At 39.0% G+C, this 19,412-nt stretch carries 15 protein-coding genes; 7 read left to right on the forward strand and 8 right to left on the reverse strand.

The annotated features are described in order from the left end of the window. Positions 1 to 261: 261 nt before the first annotated feature. From ppiD to bolA, 7 genes are all read right to left on the reverse strand, one after another. A complete protein-coding gene (gene ppiD / locus INT04_RS04315; RefSeq protein WP_193014911.1) occupies positions 262 to 2,139 on the reverse strand; it encodes a peptidylprolyl isomerase in 1,878 nt (625 codons plus the stop codon). Positions 2,140 to 2,612: 473 nt separating this feature from the next. Next, positions 2,613 to 2,888: a nucleoid-associated protein HU-beta gene (gene hupB, locus INT04_RS04320; RefSeq protein ID WP_036911695.1), complete on the reverse strand. Its 276-nt coding sequence runs from the start codon at positions 2,886 to 2,888 to the stop codon at positions 2,613 to 2,615. 214 nt (positions 2,889 to 3,102) lie between these two features. Next, positions 3,103 to 5,463 carry an endopeptidase La gene (lon, locus tag INT04_RS04325; protein WP_193014912.1) on the reverse strand — a complete coding sequence of 787 codons (2,361 nt, stop codon included), beginning with the start codon at positions 5,461 to 5,463 and terminating at the stop codon, positions 3,103 to 3,105. A gap of 259 nt (positions 5,464 to 5,722) precedes the next feature. Continuing rightward, a complete protein-coding gene (clpX, locus tag INT04_RS04330) occupies positions 5,723 to 6,994 on the reverse strand; it encodes an ATP-dependent protease ATP-binding subunit ClpX (protein ID WP_193014913.1) in 1,272 nt (423 codons plus the stop codon). Positions 6,995 to 7,138: 144 nt separating this feature from the next. Beyond that, positions 7,139 to 7,762, reverse strand: coding sequence for an ATP-dependent Clp endopeptidase proteolytic subunit ClpP (gene clpP / locus INT04_RS04335; RefSeq protein ID WP_064719050.1), 624 nt, complete (start codon positions 7,760 to 7,762; stop codon positions 7,139 to 7,141). A 257-nt stretch (positions 7,763 to 8,019) separates the two neighbouring features. Further along, positions 8,020 to 9,324 (reverse strand): trigger factor, encoded by a 1,305-nt coding sequence (gene tig / locus INT04_RS04340; RefSeq protein ID WP_193014914.1) that lies wholly within the window; start codon positions 9,322 to 9,324, stop codon positions 8,020 to 8,022. A 321-nt stretch (positions 9,325 to 9,645) separates the two neighbouring features. Next, positions 9,646 to 9,960, reverse strand: coding sequence for a transcriptional regulator BolA (gene bolA, locus INT04_RS04345; RefSeq protein ID WP_193014915.1), 315 nt, complete (start codon positions 9,958 to 9,960; stop codon positions 9,646 to 9,648). 340 nt (positions 9,961 to 10,300) lie between these two features. On the opposite strand from bolA, the gene INT04_RS04350 reads away from it, so the two are divergent. After that, entirely contained in the window at positions 10,301 to 10,879 is a 579-nt protein-coding gene (locus INT04_RS04350; RefSeq protein ID WP_193014916.1) for a YajG family lipoprotein, read from the forward strand. Between the two features lie 56 nt (positions 10,880 to 10,935). Then, positions 10,936 to 12,456, forward strand: a complete 1,521-nt coding sequence (gene ampG, locus INT04_RS04355; RefSeq protein WP_193014917.1) for a muropeptide MFS transporter AmpG — start codon at positions 10,936 to 10,938, stop codon at positions 12,454 to 12,456. A gap of 76 nt (positions 12,457 to 12,532) precedes the next feature. Here the strand turns inward: ampG and dbpA are convergent, their stop codons facing one another. Further along, a complete protein-coding gene (gene dbpA / locus INT04_RS04360) occupies positions 12,533 to 13,906 on the reverse strand; it encodes an ATP-dependent RNA helicase DbpA (protein ID WP_193014918.1) in 1,374 nt (457 codons plus the stop codon). 368 nt (positions 13,907 to 14,274) lie between these two features. On the opposite strand from dbpA, the gene INT04_RS04365 reads away from it, so the two are divergent. From INT04_RS04365 to INT04_RS04385, 5 genes are all read left to right on the forward strand, one after another. After that, positions 14,275 to 15,036, forward strand: coding sequence for an outer membrane protein OmpK (locus INT04_RS04365; protein WP_193014919.1), 762 nt, complete (start codon positions 14,275 to 14,277; stop codon positions 15,034 to 15,036). Between the two features lie 495 nt (positions 15,037 to 15,531). Next, the gene (cyoA, locus tag INT04_RS04370; protein WP_193014920.1) at positions 15,532 to 16,482 is read left to right on the forward strand and encodes a cytochrome o ubiquinol oxidase subunit II; all 951 of its coding nucleotides are present in this window, start codon (positions 15,532 to 15,534) and stop codon (positions 16,480 to 16,482) included. Positions 16,483 to 16,486: 4 nt separating this feature from the next. Continuing rightward, positions 16,487 to 18,469, forward strand: coding sequence for a cytochrome o ubiquinol oxidase subunit I (gene cyoB, locus INT04_RS04375; RefSeq protein ID WP_193014921.1), 1,983 nt, complete (start codon positions 16,487 to 16,489; stop codon positions 18,467 to 18,469). Beyond that, positions 18,469 to 19,080 (forward strand): cytochrome o ubiquinol oxidase subunit III, encoded by a 612-nt coding sequence (locus INT04_RS04380; RefSeq protein WP_036932890.1) that lies wholly within the window; start codon positions 18,469 to 18,471, stop codon positions 19,078 to 19,080. Before cyoB ends, INT04_RS04380 begins: the two co-directional genes overlap by 1 nt. After that, entirely contained in the window at positions 19,080 to 19,412 is a 333-nt protein-coding gene (locus tag INT04_RS04385; protein WP_006535101.1) for a cytochrome o ubiquinol oxidase subunit IV, read from the forward strand. The genes INT04_RS04380 and INT04_RS04385 overlap by 1 nt, the downstream gene beginning before the upstream one ends.

Genomic DNA, 19,412 nt, shown 5'->3' on the forward strand with positions numbered 1-19,412 from the left:
TAAATTCAATCGCAAACAGAGATTTCCGAATGCAGAAAAAGAATGACAATATATTGATAAATAAGCAATTATATAAAAATAGAACTACGAGAAAGTAGGAGAAATAAAAATGAACAAAAGAAGTATTACAAAAAATTGTCGGACTTGCTCTCAAATATGAACTTTTCGAGAGGCCGAGTTATTTGTTTAAATTATCGAGAATAGCATCCATAAAAAAACCCAGCGTTATGCTGGGTTTTCAATAAAATAACTCAAATTCGATTATTGATAATCTTTATCAAAAATTTCAATTTTCGCGTTATCTTTTAAGTCACGTAACATCAATTGTAATGCTTCTTCGCCCATTTGAGCGCGGTAGAGATTAGTCATAAACTCTAATTGCTCTGATGTTGGCTTGCCATCAGTCACACTATCTAATTGAATAAGGACGACTTTAGTACCGGGTACATTAGTCATTCCATACTCTTTTTTACCTTCTGCTGGTTTAGGCATAGCAAAAATAGCCGTTTGTACTGCATCTGTTGCTGATGAATGAACAACACTTTCTACATCACCGAAAGAGAGGTTAGCCGCTTTTAGTGCTTCTTCACCTTTACCTTCTTTTAAAGCAGCTAACAATTTTTGTGCTTGCGCATTCATCGCTTGTGATGCTTTTTGCTGTTTAACTAGCATAATGACTTGATCACGGACTTTATCTAAAGGTTGGCTTGATGAAGGCTTATAACCTTCTACACGCACGATAAATGCACTGTCGTTACCTAACGTCACCATATCTGAATTCATGCCCGTAGGGCCATTTTCATCAACTAATGAACCACCAAAAATTAATTGGGTAAGCTTTTCATTATTTAATGGTGCAGGTACCGTATTTTCATCAAACCAATCTGTATCAACAATCGTCACATTACCTGCTTTCGCTGCCGGTGCTAGAGTATCGTTGTCGTTAGAGGCAGCTTGGCTTACTTTCTGTTGTAGTGCAAAGAAATCATCAATCGCTTTGTTTTCACGCATTTTTGCCAGTAAATCTGTTTTTATTTCATCAAATGGTTTTACAACAGATTGTCTAACATCATCTAGGCGAAAAATCGCGTAGCCATTGCTGATTTTAACGGGCTCAGAAAGTTGGCCTTTTTCAGTTAAACTTGCATTAGCCAGTTCAGGTAACTCTTGACCAATAGTTATCCAACCTAAAGAACCATTTTGTTTTGCAGAGAAGGTATCAACTGATTTTTCTTTCACTAACGTGACAAAATCGGCACCTTTTTTCAGCTCTTCTGCAGCTGCTTTAGCCGTGGCTTCATCCGCTAACACCAAGATGCTGTATTGTTTTTGCCCTGCAGCAGTAAACTCGTCGATATTACTGTCGTAATACGCTTTAGCTTCATCATCAGTAATATTGATACTGTTAAGATCTTTTTGAGCATTTAACTGGATATAGCTTATTTTAAATTGCTCTGGCGCGATAAACATATGATTATTTTGCTCATAAAACGCCTTTACTTCTTCATCAGATGCCGTTTCTTTTTCAAGGAATGGCTGAATATCTAATGATGCTAAACGGACATTACGGCTTTGTAGCATTAATCCTGCAAATTCTTTTACTTCGCTATCTAAGGCAAAATCAGTGCCTTGAACAGAAAATCGTAGTTGCTGGCTAATCAGGTTTTGGCGAATACCTTCTGCAAAAGCTTCAGCATCAATATTATTGCCTTTCAATAAATCGACATATTTTTTATTGTCAAATTTACCGTCTGTTTGAAAGTAAGGAAGGGCAAAAATTGCATTTCTAATTTGCTGATCACCCGCTGAAATACCTAGCGTTTGTGCAAATTGATCAAGTAATGCTTGATTGATAAGTAAATCTAGAGCTTGTTGGCGAATCAGTTTCTGGCCTTCTTCGGATGAAGCAAGAGTAGCGAAGTTTTCACCCATATCTTGTTGTAGTTGAGAACGACGTTGCTGATAAGCTTGCTCTAATTGAGAACGGCTAATTTTATATCCGTTAACTTCAGCAGCATCATTAACGCCAGAACTAAAGAGATATCCGCCCACACCAGTTAGGACGAAAGAGAGGATGATCACAGCTAATAATAACTTGATAAATGGATTATTAGCAGTTGAACGAATGTTGTCCATCATAACGAGACGAGGCTCCGTTTGGTGAAATAAAAATTATTTTTATGGGTGTTACACGACTATTTTGAGCACAGCAAAAAATAATATGCCCATGCTGGCTTAATATCAAAATGTCGCGACACGCGACAATCGTTAAAAACAGCCAGTCCCGTATTCATGCGCAGTCTTAATACGCACTTTCTATAACCAAGAAAACTAAACAGCATTATTTGATTCATTGATTACGCTAGCCATTTAACTCACCACTGAATCATTCATTGTTGTCTATTTCAGTTATAGAACAACGCGCCATTCTATCAAATGACTACTTCAGTTTCACGTCTTATCGCCAGAGAATACAAGGTTTAATCGTGATTTATAACCTAAAAAAAGAAAAGCGCATCTCAAAAAGATGCGCTTCGTTTTTTAATTGAGTCGTTTTCTGTTTATCCATAACGTTAAGTTAGTAATAAATTGACAGAAAATCAGTTCAATTATTATTGATTAACTGCGTCTTTTAAACCTTTACCCGCACGGAATGCAGGTACTTTCGCAGCTTCAATTTGAATTTCTTTACCTGTTTGTGGGTTACGGCCTGTACGAGCTGCACGATCACGTACAGTGAAAGTACCGAAACCTACTAATGCTACATCATCACCTTTTTGTAAAGATTCAGTGATAGAAGCAACCAGAGCATCTACAACACGACCCGCTGCCGCTTTTGAGATATCTGCATTCGCAGCAATTTTGTCGATCAGTTGAGTTTTATTCACGCTTTCATCCCCATAATTTTATGCGTTATTTTTCACCATTAATGGCAAATTTTGCAAACGTCGTTATATCAAGCCTTTTTAGATATAGCAAGACCGATAAAACAGCATTATTAATTAAAATCCCCATTAAATTAACGACACAAAAAAAGACTGGCAAGCTTTTATTACTTATCCAGCCTTTTTTTTAGCTACAATTTATGACTAACATCACTCTTTAGTGAGATTTATCAGTCACGATTTCCATGCCAAACGGCGAGTTTTGTAGGGCTAACGACAAAACTTCCTCAATTGTTTTCACCGGGTGAATATCCAGGTCAGCAACAATATTTTCAGGAATTTCTTCTAAATCACGTTTATTTTCATCTGGGATAAGAACTGTCTTAATTCCACCACGATGTGCAGCAAGTAACTTTTCTTTTAATCCGCCAATTGGCAATACTTGTCCGCGTAACGTAATCTCACCCGTCATTGCAACATCAGAACGTACAGGGTTACCTGTTAAGCTTGATACCAATGCAGTGCACATTGCAATACCTGCACTTGGACCATCTTTTGGTGTTGCTCCTTCAGGAACGTGTACGTGCATATCACGTTTCTCATAGAAATCGCCATTAATGCCTAGTTTATCAGCGCGAGCACGAACAACGGTCATCGCTGCTTGAATAGACTCTTGCATTACTTCACCTAAAGAACCTGTGAATGTTAGCTTACCTTTACCTGGTACGCTTGCAGTTTCAATTGTCAGTAGATCACCACCAACTTCTGTCCATGCAAGTCCTGTTACCATGCCTACTCGGTTTTCTGTATCAGCACGACCGTAGTCCACTTTACGAACACCTAAGTAGTCTTTGAGATTATCTTCATTAATCTCAATATGTTTGATTGTGCTATCCATAAGCAGTTGTTTCACTGCTTTACGACATAATTTAGAAATTTCACGTTCTAAACTACGTACACCCGCTTCACGTGTGTAATAACGAATAATCCCCATAATAGCGCTGTCATGAATTGTCAGCTCACTTGGTTTTAAGGCATTACGTTCAATCTGTTTTGGTAGCAAGTGCTGTTTAGCGATGTTCAGCTTTTCATCTTCGGTATAACCCGATAAACGAATAACTTCCATACGATCTAACAACGGCGCCGGTATATTCATAGAGTTAGATGTCGCCACAAACATCACATCAGACAGATCGTAATCAACTTCCAGATAGTGATCGTTAAAGGCGATATTTTGCTCTGGATCTAACACCTCAAGCAGTGCGGATGCCGGATCGCCGCGCATATCTGATGACATTTTATCAATTTCATCTAATAGGAAAAGTGGGTTTTTGACACCAATTTTCGCCATTTTCTGAATTAATTTACCCGGCATAGAACCGATGTAAGTACGACGGTGACCGCGAATTTCAGCTTCATCACGTACACCACCTAATGCCATACGAACATATTTACGGCCTGTTGCTTTAGCAATAGATTGGCCTAGTGAGGTTTTACCCACACCCGGAGGCCCTACCAAGCACAGAATGGGCCCTTTAATTTTGCTAACACGAGACTGCACCGCAAGATATTCAAGAATACGTTCTTTAACACGTTCTAAACCGTAATGGTCAGTATCAAGCACTTCTTGTGCCTTTACTAAGTCTTTTTTAACTTTGCTACGGCTATTCCAAGGAACTTGAACCATCCAATCGATATAACTACGTACAACCGTGGCTTCTGCTGACATTGGCGACATCATTTTTAATTTCTGAAGTTCCGCTTCTGTCTTTTCTTTTGCCTCTTTTGGCATTTTTGCAGCATCGATTTTACGTTTTAGCGATTCCATTTCATCAGGTGCATCATCCATCTCACCTAACTCTTTTTGAATCGCTTTCATTTGCTCATTGAGATAATACTCACGCTGACTCTTTTCCATCTGCTTTTTAACGCGGTTACGAATGCGTTTTTCAACTTGCAGCAGATCGATTTCTGATTCCATCATCGCCATTAAATACTCTAGGCGTTCTGTTACATCAGACATTTCAAGTACAGCTTGCTTATCTTTCAATTTCAGCGGCATATGAGAAGCAATAGTATCTGCTAATTTTGCTGATTCTTCGATAGCGTGTAATGATGCTAATACTTCTGGCGGAATTTTTTTATTCAGTTTGATATAACCTTCAAACTGATTAATCGTTGTACGATTTAAAACTTCCTGTTCACGCTCATCAACAGCTGGCGTTTCAAGGTATTCTGCTTTTGCCTGAAAGTATTCACCATTGTCTGATAACGTCGTAATTTTAGCGCGACGAATACCTTCAACGAGGACTTTCACTGTTCCATCAGGCAGTTTTAACATCTGTAAAACAGACGCAACTGTACCAACAGAAAAAAGATCATTAACACCTGGTTCGTCAGTAGATGCATCTTTCTGCGCAACCAGCATAATTTGTTTGTTGTCGTTCATCGCTGCTTCTAAGCAATGAATCGATTTTTCACGACCAACAAACAACGGGATCACCATATGCGGATATACAACGACATCACGTAATGGCAATACAGGTATTTCAATACGTTCTGGACGCTCAGGATTCATAGAGCTCTCTCTTCGTTTTTAGCTTAACGCTTTTACAGGTAATTTTATTCGCATGTCACCAAATAAAATTAATTCCACGGATTGTCAAAATATATAAGGGCACTTTTCTGACATTCAATAGCATCACCCATTAAAAAAACAAAATGAGGGAAAATTCCCTCATTTTTATTGCGTTGGCACGCTTTATCTTAAATTCCTCTCCTATTTTAAGAGAAAAACAGATAATGTCAGGTAAGCGACATTGCCAAATTACGATGCATTATTCACCTGATGCTTGGCTTTCTGGTTGACTATAAATAATCAATGGCTCAGATTTTCCATTAATGACACCTTCATCAATAACGACTTTTTCTGCATTTTCAAATGAAGGAAGGTCATACATCGTATCAAGTAATGCAGCTTCAACAATCGAGCGTAAACCACGTGCACCTGTTTTACGAACCATGGCTTTTTTCGCGATCGCCGTCAGCGCTTCTTTACGAAACTCAAGATCCACACCTTCTAACTTAAATAATGCCTGATATTGCTTAGTCAGTGCATTTTTAGGTTCTTGTAAGATTTGGATAAGTGCATCTTCGCTTAATTCACCTAAAGTAGCCACAACCGGCAAACGACCAATAAATTCAGGAATAAGACCAAATTTAATTAGATCTTCCGGCTCAACTTGGGCTAATAACTCACCTTCGCTGGCTTTTTCTTTTTGGCTTTTCACTTCGGCACCAAAACCAATGCCTGAGTGAGTATTTAAACGTTGTGCAACAACTTTATCGAGTCCAGCAAAAGCTCCCCCACAAATAAAGAGAATTTTAGAGGTATCAACCTGTAAAAACTCTTGTTGTGGGTGCTTACGTCCACCTTGAGGAGGAACTGACGCTACCGTGCCTTCTACTAATTTCAATAATGCTTGCTGTACACCTTCACCAGACACATCACGTGTAATTGATGGGTTTTCAGATTTACGTGTGATTTTGTCAATTTCATCAATATAAACAATACCACGTTGTGCTTTTTGCACATCGTAATCACATTTTTGTAGCAGTTTTTGAATGATGTTTTCAACATCTTCACCCACATAGCCTGCTTCAGTCAGCGTTGTGGCATCTGCCATAGTAAAAGGAACATCTAGGTAGCGTGCTAATGTTTCTGCTAACAGCGTTTTACCGCTACCAGTAGGCCCAATCAGCAAAATATTACTTTTTCCGAGCTCAACACCATTGGCTTTATCGCCATTACGCAGGCGTTTATAGTGATTATAAACGGCAACAGCCAAAACTTTTTTAGCTAATTCCTGACCGATAACATAGTCATCAAGGTGCTTACGGATTTCATGTGGCGTTGGCAATTCACTGCGTTCATGATGAGGTGCCAGTTCTTTTATTTCTTCACGAATGATATCAACACAAAGATCGACACATTCATCACAGATATAAACCGACGGACCAGCGATCAATTTTTTTACTTCATGCTGGCTTTTACCGCAGAAAGAGCAATACAGAAGCTTCCCTGAGCTATCTTTGCGCTTATCTGTCATCAGTCAACCTCACTTAGTTATTCTTCTTATCAATTTATAAGAAGAAGAAAGACTTTTTTACATAGATATTGATAGCCGTTTTCTTTGTATCACTCACTAACAAAGAAAACGTATTAATTCATTGGCTATGACAACAAGCAATAATTAGCTACGTTGTGTATAGACTTTATCCACTAACCCGTATTCTAACGCTTCGTTAGCAGATAAGAAACGATCACGCTCAGTGTCTCTTTCTATTTCTTCAATAGATTTACCTGTATGTTGAGCCATTAGCTCATTCATACGAGATTTTACTTTCAAAATTTCTTGAGCATGAATTTGAATATCGGTTGCTTGCCCTTGGTAACCACCTAGCGGTTGGTGGATCATCACACGAGAGTTCGGTAGGCAAATACGTTTACCTTTCGCGCCCGCAGATAATAAAAAGGCGCCCATTGAACACGCTTGTCCCATACAGATAGTACTCACATCAGCTTTGATATATTGCATGGTGTCATAAATAGACATACCTGCAGTAATAACACCGCCCGGTGAGTTAATGTACAGGTTAATATCTTTTTCTGGGTTTTCTGCTTCTAAAAATAGCATTTGAGCAACGATAAGATTAGCCATGTGATCTTCAACTTGGCCAGTCAGAAAAATAATACGTTCTTTTAACAAACGGGAATAAATGTCGTAAGAACGCTCTCCTCGCGAAGTTTGCTCGATAACCATCGGCACCAGAGCCATATTAGGTGCGAATTGTTCCTGTGAGTCGTTAAATGACATGTCTGTCTCCTATTGCATTCTTATTGGTGCCAATGACAACAATTTTACTTGAGATAATTGATCACGACCATTTCTAATGATCTAATCTCTCACAAGACATTCAAGGCGCCTCGCGAGGAGTGATAAAGAGAATATAGAATTATCTGGAGATAATCGCTCAGATTTCAAGGCAAATTTTGATAAATATACACAAACTGAAAAAAACCCGTGGTAAAAACCACGGGTTTTTGCTTAAAACCGATATTCGCGGTTAAAAATTAACCCATTTGAACTTCATTCATCAGTTCAGTAAATTGAGTTTCTTTTTCAGTTACTTTAGCATTTGCTAAGATTTTTTCTACCGCTTGCTCTTCTAATGCAAGATTACGGATGTTATTCATCAGTTGTTCGTTCTTGTTGTAGAACTCAACCACTTCTGATGGATCTTCGTAAGCTGAAGCCATTTCGTCGATCAGTGTATTAACACGATCGTCTTCTGCTTGCAGTTCATTACTATTGATCACTTCACCTAACAGTAATCCAACGATTACACGACGTTTAGCTTGTTCTTCGAACAGTTCACGTGGTAATTGCAGAGCTTGTTTCTCGTCGCCACCAAAACGTTGAGCAGCTTGACGTTGCAGAACTTCGATTTCGCTGTCTACAGCGGCTGCAGGAACGTCAACTTCATTTGCTTTAACTAAGCCATCAATCACTTGTGTTTTAACACGAGTACGGATTGCATTTTTCAGTTCACGTTCCATGTTTTTACGTACTTCTGCACGTAAACCATCAACAGTGCCGTCAGCAATACCAAAACGCTTGATGAACTCTTCCGTTAATTCTGGCAGTTCACGCTCTTCAACTTTTTTCAGGTTGATCGCGAATTGTGCTTTTTTACCTTTCAGGTTTTCAGCGTGGTAATCTTCAGGGAAAGTCACATCAATAGTGAATTCTTCACCTGCTTTATGACCCATAACGCCTTCTTCAAAACCTGGGATCATACGACCTTGACCCATTGCCAGTACGAAATCTTCCGCTTTTCCGCCTTCGAATTCTTCACCGTCAATAGAACCGTTGAAATCAACAGTTACGCGATCTTCTGCCGCTACTTCGCCGTCTTTATCTTTCCACTCTGCTTGTTGCTTACGCAGTGTTTCTAGCATGTTATCAACGTCTTCGTCTTTAACAGTAACAACGGGTTTTACCACTTCAATGCTTTCCAGACCTTTCAGTTCGATTTCTGGGAAAACTTCGAATTCTACAGAGTAAACAAAGTCTTCACCTTCTTTGTATTGCTCTGGTTTGTAGTCAGGCGCGCCAACTGGGTTTACTTTGTTTTCGATGATAGCGTTAATAAAATTACGCGACATTAAATCACCGAGAACATCATTCAGTACAGACATACCATAACGCTGTTTAACCATAGACATTGGAACGTGACCTTTACGGAAACCATCAATGCGTGCAGTTTTAGCAGCTTTTTTCAGTTCACTGTTTACAGCAGTTTGGATGTCAGCGGCTGGTACGGTGATTGTGACACGACGCCCTAGGCCTTGAGTCGTTTCAACAGAAACTTGCATCTTGTTACCTCAAAATAAGTTTTAGTGCTCGGTCTACTTTAAAGGAAACTAACATGACATTGGCATGTTTAGATTTATTTTCCTTTCAGAACCGGGGCCGCCACATTTAAAAAAACGAGGATCCCTGATATCAGAAGCATCCCGAAACCTTACTGAAAATTAGACGCGACATTATAACGATCTAGAGGGGTTGAGTCGAGAAAGAGCCGTTTTATTCCTCAATTTTTTAATAAAATCGAGTAACTCGCCTCTTTTTTCCCCTATAAAGAACAAAAAACACGCATCTTAGGATCTATTTACTCAACATTAACGATAATGCTGTTAATCTTCTTGGCTTCCACCTCGGCACCCAGGAGAGCGTAATGCTTTATCCTGTTGTTCATGCCATTCACTCAATGTAAACGTGTGCAATGCTAATGCATGAACTCCGTTTTCCATTTCATACGCTAATGCTTGATACACATTGCGATGGCGCGAAACACTGCGTTTATCATTAAAATCATCACTAACAATAATAACTTTAAAGTGGCTTTCAGAACCTTCAGGCACATTATGGCGATGGCTCTCATTTATTACTTGTAAAACATGCGGTGAAAAGCGTGAAATCAGCTTATTCTCAATATCATCACGGATCATTTCTGCCCCTAATATGCTTACCTTTATACCATGGTGAACAAAAAAATAAGCCAACTAGACTATATTGATTTTATCTTTATCAATACAGAATGATGAGCTCACTCTTTTTAATTTTGCTGATGATAATCGCTTATTTTTCATCTTGAGTAAAACCATTGGCCGAATATTGTCAAATGTATAAGTAAAAATGAGGTTAATTTGAAATAAAATCAATTGATAAAATCAGATAATTTCGTTCGTTAAAGGGATATTAGCAACCCATGAGCAGTGATATGATAGGCTAAAGTTTAAAGCCTATTCTACTTTCAACACAACAGACATATTTAACCGAGATTACCTCATGATTAAAAATTTACTCTGTGCTGTTTTTGCATTAACACTGCTTTCAGGTTGTGCAACTCCTAGTAACAAATTATCTATTGAGCCTGTGATGTCACTACCTGCGGCCGACCCAACTATGCGCCCAATTTCACTGAATATTTCAAGCCAAGACAAACGTCCATCAAAAAATCTAGCGGAAATTAACCGTAACGGTAAATTAGAAGTACTTGTTCCAACTCGTGATATTGCATTCTTAATGCAAGAAGTCCTACAAAAACAAATGACAGCCCGTGGCTTTATGATGGGTTCTCCTGCTGCCGCTGATGTCATTATTGTAATTAATAAACTCAGTGCAGATGTAGGTGAAGGTAGTGTTCGCCATAATATCAGTGCAAAAGCAGATATTTCCGTTATTGTCACCTTGCCTAATGGCAGCTCTAACACCAAAACATTCCGTACAAGTTACAATGTTCAAGGCCCATTTGGTGCGACAAATGAAAAAATTGCAGCCGCAATTAATAACGTCTTAACTGAATTAGTTAGTGATATGGCAAAAGATGCCTCCGTTAGCCAATTTATCAAATCTAACGCTCGTTAATTTAATTAGAATAAACGGCCTGTTATCTCAAACGGGTCGTTGAAAGGAATTTTTGCATGGTTCAGCCCGCCTTCAAACAAACCACTTGGTATAAATCATTTATTCTACTGTTACTTGGCTTTACTTCTGGATTACCCCTTGCATTAACCGCTGGTACTTTGCAAGCTTGGATGACGGTAGAAGATATTGATTTAAAAACCATTGGTTTCTTCTCATTGGTGGGGCAAGCCTATGTTTTTAAATTTCTTTGGTCACCCTTTATGGATCGCTATACTCCTTCTTTTCTTGGCCGACGCCGAGGATGGATGTTACTCACCCAAATTGGGTTAGTTATTGGTATTGCAGGAATGGGTTTTTTAAATCCTAGCGATCATTTATGGTGGCTTGCTTCTTTAGCCGTCATTGTCGCTTTTTGTTCAGCTTCACAAGACATTGTTTTTGACGCTTATAAAACAGATATTTTAAAGGCCGATGAACGTGGCACAGGTGCCGCCGTTTCTGTGTTGGGCTATCGCATTGCAATGCTTGTTTCTGGTGGTATGGCACTTTGGCTTGCTGATAAATATATTGGCTGGCAAAATATGTACTGGTTAATGGCAGCCTTAATGGGAATTGGTATTATTGCCACTTTACTCGCCCAAGAGCCAGAAACTGCAGTAAAACCACCTCGTACACTCTATGAAGCAGTCATTGAGCCTTTATCTGAATTTTTCTCACGTAATAATGCATGGCTCATTTTACTGCTCATCGTACTTTATAAAATGGGTGATGCTTTTGCCTTGAGTTTAAGTACTACTTTTCTTATTCGCGGTGCAGGCTTTGATGCTGGAGAAGTTGGCTTAGTCAACAAAACATTAGGACTTGCCGCTACAATTATCGGTGCCTTATTAGGTGGCTTATTAATGCGCCGTTGGAGCTTATTTAAAGCACTGATGATTTTTGGAATAATGCAAGGTGGTTCAAATATTGGCTATTGGTATCTCGCCATCACAGAACAAAACATTTATAGCATGGGTGCTGTAGTTGCTTTTGAGAATATCTGTGGCGGAATGGGAACCGCAGCCTTTGTTGCACTTTTAATGACGCTTTGTCATCTTTCTTTTTCAGCAACACAATTTGCACTCCTTTCTGCATTATCCGCGATTGGCCGTGTTTATGTCGGCCCAGTTGCAGGTTGGTATGTAGAAAGCCATGGTTGGGAAGCATTCTATCTTTTTTCTATTGTTGCTTCAGTACCGGGTCTTATTTTGCTGATGATTTCAAAAAATACACTTCTCTATACGCAAAAAACGGGGGAGTTTCTTAGAAGAACTCAATTTATCAAACAATATCGTTTTGCTCTTTATGGTTTGATATTGACTGTTTTCTTCTTTATATGCAGTTTGATTCTCGTTATTACCCGCTCACTACCCACTTTAGATATGTTCCAGTCTATTGATTTTATTCAATCAATAGAGACCGAATCATTGAGTCATTGGGCTTCATCGCTCTTTTTGTATGGTGTGATTGTTGGTGCAATAAGTCTTGTTGTGGGTACGGTATTAGACTATTTGGCCCTTAGAAGAACCGTTCATTAATCGCCTAGCTTTTCTATCAACAGTAAGAAAAAAGGACAGCTTCAGCTGTCCTTTTTGTATTTTGAGTAAAGAAAATTTATCTAAACAATCTTACTTTTACTGCTTTACCTTTGATTTTACCTTGTTGTAGCTGTTTCCAGACTTGTTTGGCGATAGATTGTTTTACGGCAACATAAGCATGTGTTGGATTAATCATAATTTTACCTATATCAGCACCATTAAAGCCCATATCACCCGTTAATGCGCCTAAAATATCACCTGGGCGCATTTTGGCTTTTTTACCACCATCAATACACAATGTTGCCATTGTCGCTTCAAGTGGGGTAATTTGTAAGCCTGTTGGTAAAGGTAACCAATTAATCTTCATATGAAGCATTTCTTCTAAAGCATTAGCACGCTGAATTTCTTCTGGGGCGCAAAAACTCATAGCTAACCCACTTTCACCCGCCCTTGCTGTACGACCAATACGGTGAACATGCACTTCTGGATCCCATGACAATTCGTAGTTAATGACCATTTCTAATGCTTTAATATCAAGCCCACGAGCAGCCACATCCGTTGCCACTAATACACGACAACTCCCATTAGAAAAACGAATTAAAGTTTGATCACGCTCTCTTTGTTCCATATCACCATGTAACGCAAGTACGCTTTGGTTACTTTCGGTCAGTGTTTCATACACATCTTGGCAATCTCTTTTTGTATTGCAGAACACCACGCAGGAAGCGGGTTGTTCACGGCTTAACAATTTTTGCAACAATCCGATCTTGCCATGACGAGAAACTTCATAAAATTGCTGTTCAACTGCGGGGAGTTCATCAACAGAATTTATTTCAATACTAATAGGATTTTGCTGTATTTTGCGGCTAATTGTGGCAATTTCATTTGGCCATGTTGCTGAAAAAAGCAGTGTTTGGCGAGCGGTTGGCATACGAGAAATAATATCGTTAATATCATCAAAGAAGCCCATATCCAGCATTCTGTCCGCTTCATCAAGTACCAATGTTTTTATACCATCTAATGTAATCGTTTCTTTTTTCAAATGGTCAAGCAATCTACCTGGAGTTGCCACAATAATATGCGCAGCATGAATGAGTGAATCACGTTGAATGCTAAAAGGGACACCGCCGCACAGTGTTAATACTTTAATGTTAGGAAGATAACGAGCAAGGCGACGTAATTCATTGGCAACTTGATCGGCAAGCTCTCGTGTTGGGCATAAAATTAGCGATTGAGTATTAAATTGTTTTGCATCTATGTGTTGCAACAAACCCAAACCAAAAGCAGCCGTTTTTCCACTTCCTGTTTTTGCCTGAGCACGAACATCTTTCCCTGCAAGAATTGCAGGCAGAGCAGCTTCTTGAACTGGGGTCATGGTTAAATAACCTAATTCATTAAGATTAGCGAGTTGTTCAGCAGGAAGGGCGTTAAGTTCAGCAAATGAGGTCACAATGAAAATTCCAAGTAAGATAAAAACAGATATTGGTTAATGATACTATCCCTTAATTCTTGTGTCGTGAGGTATTTTGGCGCTGTTCATATTACTTTTTAATCTAAGAGCCCTTTTTCACCATTATCTCCTTAAAATCCCTCTTTTTTTTCAATTATTCATTTTTAATTTTTGTTGTTAACGCAAAAAAACAAATAAAAAAATACTAAATCTCCCATTTTTTAAACTAATATAAAAATTCTAGAAACAGATCCTATTTTGAGTACAAGTTTCTATAAAATGGATTTTAATAGTTTATTATTCTAATAAAAAAGAAAAACTGAACATTCAACGCAAATATAACCGACCATAAACCATCGAGATAATTTATGATCAAAAAACCATTTTTGTTTGTCATCGCAGCTACATTTTCTCTATCTACTCAGGCCAGTTATTTAGGAGGATTTGTAAGCACAAGTATCAATTACCTAGATTGGACGACACATACCACACACAAAACAGGCAAAACATCTCATAAAGATGATTTTGCTTATTTAGAGCTTGAAGGTGGTGCCAATTTTTCATGGGGAGAGTTCTATGGCTTTTTTGATTTAGAAAACCCCTTCAATAAAAGAGAGATTCAACCAGGGGATAATCAACGCTATACCATTAAAAGCACGGCTCGTATTTATTTAGGCGAAAGTAACTTTAATTTATATGGACATGTTTATGGTACATGGTCACTTCCAGGTAAAAAGTATGGTGGTAACTTTCATGAAGTTAATACTCTTTATGGCTTTGGCTATAACACACAAATCGCTAATTTATGGTTTAAACCTTTTATTGCCCTTCATTATGTTGAGCAATCTAAATATTCAGGCAATAACGGCTATGTAACAGGCTGGGTTGCTGGATATGATTTTAATATAAAAAATCAAAAATTTAGCCTCACTAACTGGCATGAAATGGAGTTTCAGCGACACAAACGTTATGGCAATGGAGGTAAAAATGGCCTTAATGGTGCATTAGCAATTTGGTGGCATCCAACAACAGCAATCACAACAGGTATTCAATATCGTTATGCTTATAAAAAATTAGGCGAAAGTTTTCTGCAAGACGGCATTGTGTATAGTGTGAAGTATAACTTCTGATAGTAAATTGTTAATTTTTATTACAGCGGATTGATTTTTATCCGCTGTAATCCTTTTTTACCACTTAATGAAAATTTTCTCATTAAATATAAATATTCAATAAAAAGCCCATTATCGATATTAAAAATTATACACCAAGCAAATTCAGACATTAAACATCATGATAAAAAGGTTTTTATTTACAAACTCTCCTCCGACCTCTCAATTGCTACTTTTTTAATCAAAATACGTTTTCTTACATTTTTCACTGCATTTTTATTTGTAAAAATATGTATTTATTTTAAAAATATGATACTTTATGAAATTATCGTTAATATCCAATAATTAAATTAACATTTATTTAATAGTTTGATTACTTGTGATCACATTAACACAAAAGACCAACCAACCCCCTACTTACCATTACAATTGTTTACACTGTCGCAACCTTACCGTAAAATGTCCTTACTGATACTGATGAAACAACAATAGAACCTTTGCCATTTAGGTCGTTGGATGAGACTTATGAAATACATAAAAAGTATTGGGACACTCTCGCTATTAGCAGCCGCGCTCTTATTGAGTGGCTGTGATATGGCGTTAATGAATCCCAAAGGCGCTATCGGCGCTGAGCAAAAAACATTAATCCTCATTGCACTTGGTTTAATGTTGATTGTCGTGATACCGGTAATACTGATGGTGATTGTTTTCGCTTATCGCTACCGCGAATCCAATACTAAAGCTACCTATCGCCCAAACTGGGCTCACTCAAATAAAATTGAACTCGTTGTTTGGACTGTGCCTATTATCATCATCGTGATTTTGGCTAGCATCACATGGAAAACAACCCATGAGCTTGATCCTTACAAACCATTAGAGTCCACAGAAAAACCTATCACCATTGAAGTCGTTTCAATGGATTGGAAATGGTTGTTTATCTACCCAGAGCAAGGTATTGCAACAGTCAATGAACTGGCTTTCCCTGCAAATGTGCCTGTTAATTTCAAAATCACATCTGACTCTGTCATGAACTCATTCTTTATTCCTCGTTTAGGTGGACAAATCTATGCGATGGCAGGAATGCAGACCAAACTTCACTTAATTGCTAACGAACCGGGTGAATATCCAGGTATGTCAGCAAGTTATAGTGGACATGGCTTCTCTGATATGAAATTTACTGCGATAGCAACACCTGATCGCACCAGTTTTGATGCATGGGTTGAAAAAGTAAAACAATCACCAGACACGTTAAATACCACCACTGCATTTAATGAACTTGCTAAACCAAGCCAGAAAAATCCAGTGACCTACTATTCAAGCGTGAAGCCAATGCTATTCCAAGAGACTATTTCTAAATTTGGTCACACTGGTCATGGCGCTCACACAAGTAGCAATCAGACTGCAAATACTGATGCAACAATGAATATGAACATGAGCCATGCGGCACATGCAGGAGCAGAGGAATAAAGGCATGTTCGGAAAATTAACTCTCGATGCAGTCCCGTTACATGAACCCATTATCGTTATTACTTTACTCGGTATTGTTCTTGGCGGACTTGCTGTTGTTGGCGCATTAACTTATTTTCGTAAATGGAAATGGTTATGGTGCGAATGGTTAACCAGTGTTGACCATAAAAAAATTGGTATTATGTATATCATCGTTGCAATGGTCATGATGTTCCGTGGCTTTGCCGATGCCATTATGATGAGAAGCCAGCAAGCTCTGGCCTCTGCGGGTGAAGCTGGTTTCTTACCACCTCATCATTATGATCAGATTTTTACCGCTCATGGCGTTATCATGATTTTCTTCATGGCTACGCCTTTTGTTGTGGGTCTGATGAACCTTGTTGTGCCTTTACAAATTGGTGCACGTGATGTTGCCTTCCCTTTCCTAAACTCATTGAGCTTCTGGTTCTTTGTCGTTGGTGTGGTACTTATCAACCTTTCTTTAGGTATTGGTGAATTTGCACAAACAGGTTGGTTAGCTTACCCACCACTTTCTGGCTTGGAATATAACCCAGGAGTCGGAGTCGATTATTGGATATGGAGTTTACAGATATCCGGTATTGGTACGCTTCTAACCGGGGTTAACTTCTTCGCGACTATCTTGCGTATGCGTGCGCCGGGTATGAGCATGATGAAAATGCCCGTATTCTCTTGGGCTGCTTTATGTACTAACGTCCTGATTATTGCTGCATTCCCAATTTTAACTGTCACGATTACATTGTTAACGTTGGATCGCTATCTTGGTACGCACTTCTTTACCAATGATATGGGCGGTAACATGATGATGTACATCAACCTCGTATGGGCTTGGGGTCATCCAGAAGTTTATATCCTTGTTCTGCCTGTATTTGGTGTATTCTCTGAAGTCACGGCAACCTTCTCTAAAAAACGGTTATTTGGTTACACCTCATTAGTGGGTGCAACTGTTGTTATTACCGTACTGTCATTTATCGTTTGGTTACACCACTTCTTTACCATGGGCTCTGGCGCTAATGTAAACGCCTTCTTTGGTATTGCCACCATGATCATCGCCATACCGACAGGGGTTAAGATCTTTAACTGGCTGTTTACGATGTATCAAGGCCGTATCGAATACAAAAGCCCAATGTTATGGACTATCGGTTTCCTTATTACCTTCTCTGTAGGGGGGATGACCGGGGTTCTGTTGGCAGTTCCGGGTGCAAACTTTGTTTTACATAACAGCTTATTCTTAATTGCCCACTTCCATAACGTTATTATCGGTGGTGTCGTATTCGGTTGTTTTGCGGGTATGACTTATTGGTTCCCTAAAGCATTCGGTTTTACACTGAATGAAAAATGGGGTATCCGCGCATTCTGGTTCTGGTTTATCGGCTTCTTTATGGCCTTTATGCCACTGTATATCCTTGGCTTTATGGGTATGACTCGTCGTTTAAGCCAAAATATTAATCCAGAATTTAACCCAATGCTGCTGGTTGCTGCGGGTGGTGCTGCACTGATTGCTATTGGTATTGCTTGCCAAGTTATTCAAATCTACGTCAGTATTCGCGACCGTGATCAAAACCGTGATTTAACGGGAGATCCGTGGGGCGGACGTACTCTGGAATGGTCAATTTCTTCACCTGCTCCTTTCTATAACTTCGCCGTTGAACCTAATGTTCAAACACGTGATGAGTGGTGGGATCAGAAAGAAAAAGGCACAGCTTATCAGCGTCCAACCAAATACGAACCAATCCACATGCCTAAAAATACAGGTGCTGGTGTGATTATTTCAGCATTCAGCTTAGTCCTTGGTTTTGCCATGATCTGGCATATCTGGTGGTTAGCTATCGTTGGTTTCGCTGGCATGATTGTCACTTGGATCGTGAAAAGCTTTGATACAGATGTGGATTATTATGTCCAAGTACCTGAAATTGAAGCTCTCGAGAATAAGCATTATGAAGAACTGAAAAAAGCAGGTGTGAAATAATGTCTACTCAAACTGTAAATAACACAAACGCCCATGAGCATCATGGGCACCACGATGCAGGAGCCACAAAAGTTTTCGGCTTCTGGATCTACCTAATGAGCGACCTTATCCTGTTTGCCAGCCTATTCGCCACGTATGCGGTGCTTGTTAACGGGATTGCAGATGGTCCTTCTGGTAAAGAAATTTTTAGCTTACCTTTTGTTTTAGTTGAAACCTTCTTACTGCTGTTTAGTAGTATCACTTTTGGTTTCGCTATGCTGAGCATGAATAAAGGCAGTGTTAGCCAAGTTAATCTATGGCTATTTGTCACTTTCTTATTCGGCTTAGGTTTTGTCATCATGGAAGTTTACGAATTCCATGAGCTAATTGCAGAAGGTTATGGCCCAGATCGCAGTGCATTCTTATCTGCATTCTTTGCGTTAGTTTCAACGCACGGCCTTCACGTAACCGCAGGTTTAATTTGGATTGTTATTATGATGATCCAAGTATCACGCCGCGGTTTAACAGAAGTTAACCGTACTCGTTTAAGCTGTTTAAGTCTGTTCTGGCACTTCCTTGACGTTGTCTGGATCTGTGTGTTCACCGTAGTTTATCTGATGGGAGCGATGTAATGAGTCATCCAAATACTTCTCCTTCAGGCGCAAGCCACGGCAGCATGAAGTCTTATCTGATTGGCTTTATTCTGTCTGTTATCCTCACCGTTATTCCATTTTGGATGGTGATGGAAGGAACAGCGACACCAGCAACAATTCTATGGACTGTTGTCGGTATGGCAGTTGTGCAGATTGTGGTTCATTTAGTCTGCTTCTTACATATGAATACGTCATCAGAAGAGCGCTGGAACGTCGTCGCATTCCTGTTCACACTGCTTATCATCGGCATTGTTGTCGTAGGCTCGTTGTGGATTATGTACAACCTGAACATCAATATGATGATGGATTAA

The sequence above is a fragment of the Proteus sp. FME41 genome, assembly GCF_014897315.1.
Taxonomy (GTDB): domain Bacteria; phylum Pseudomonadota; class Gammaproteobacteria; order Enterobacterales; family Enterobacteriaceae; genus Proteus.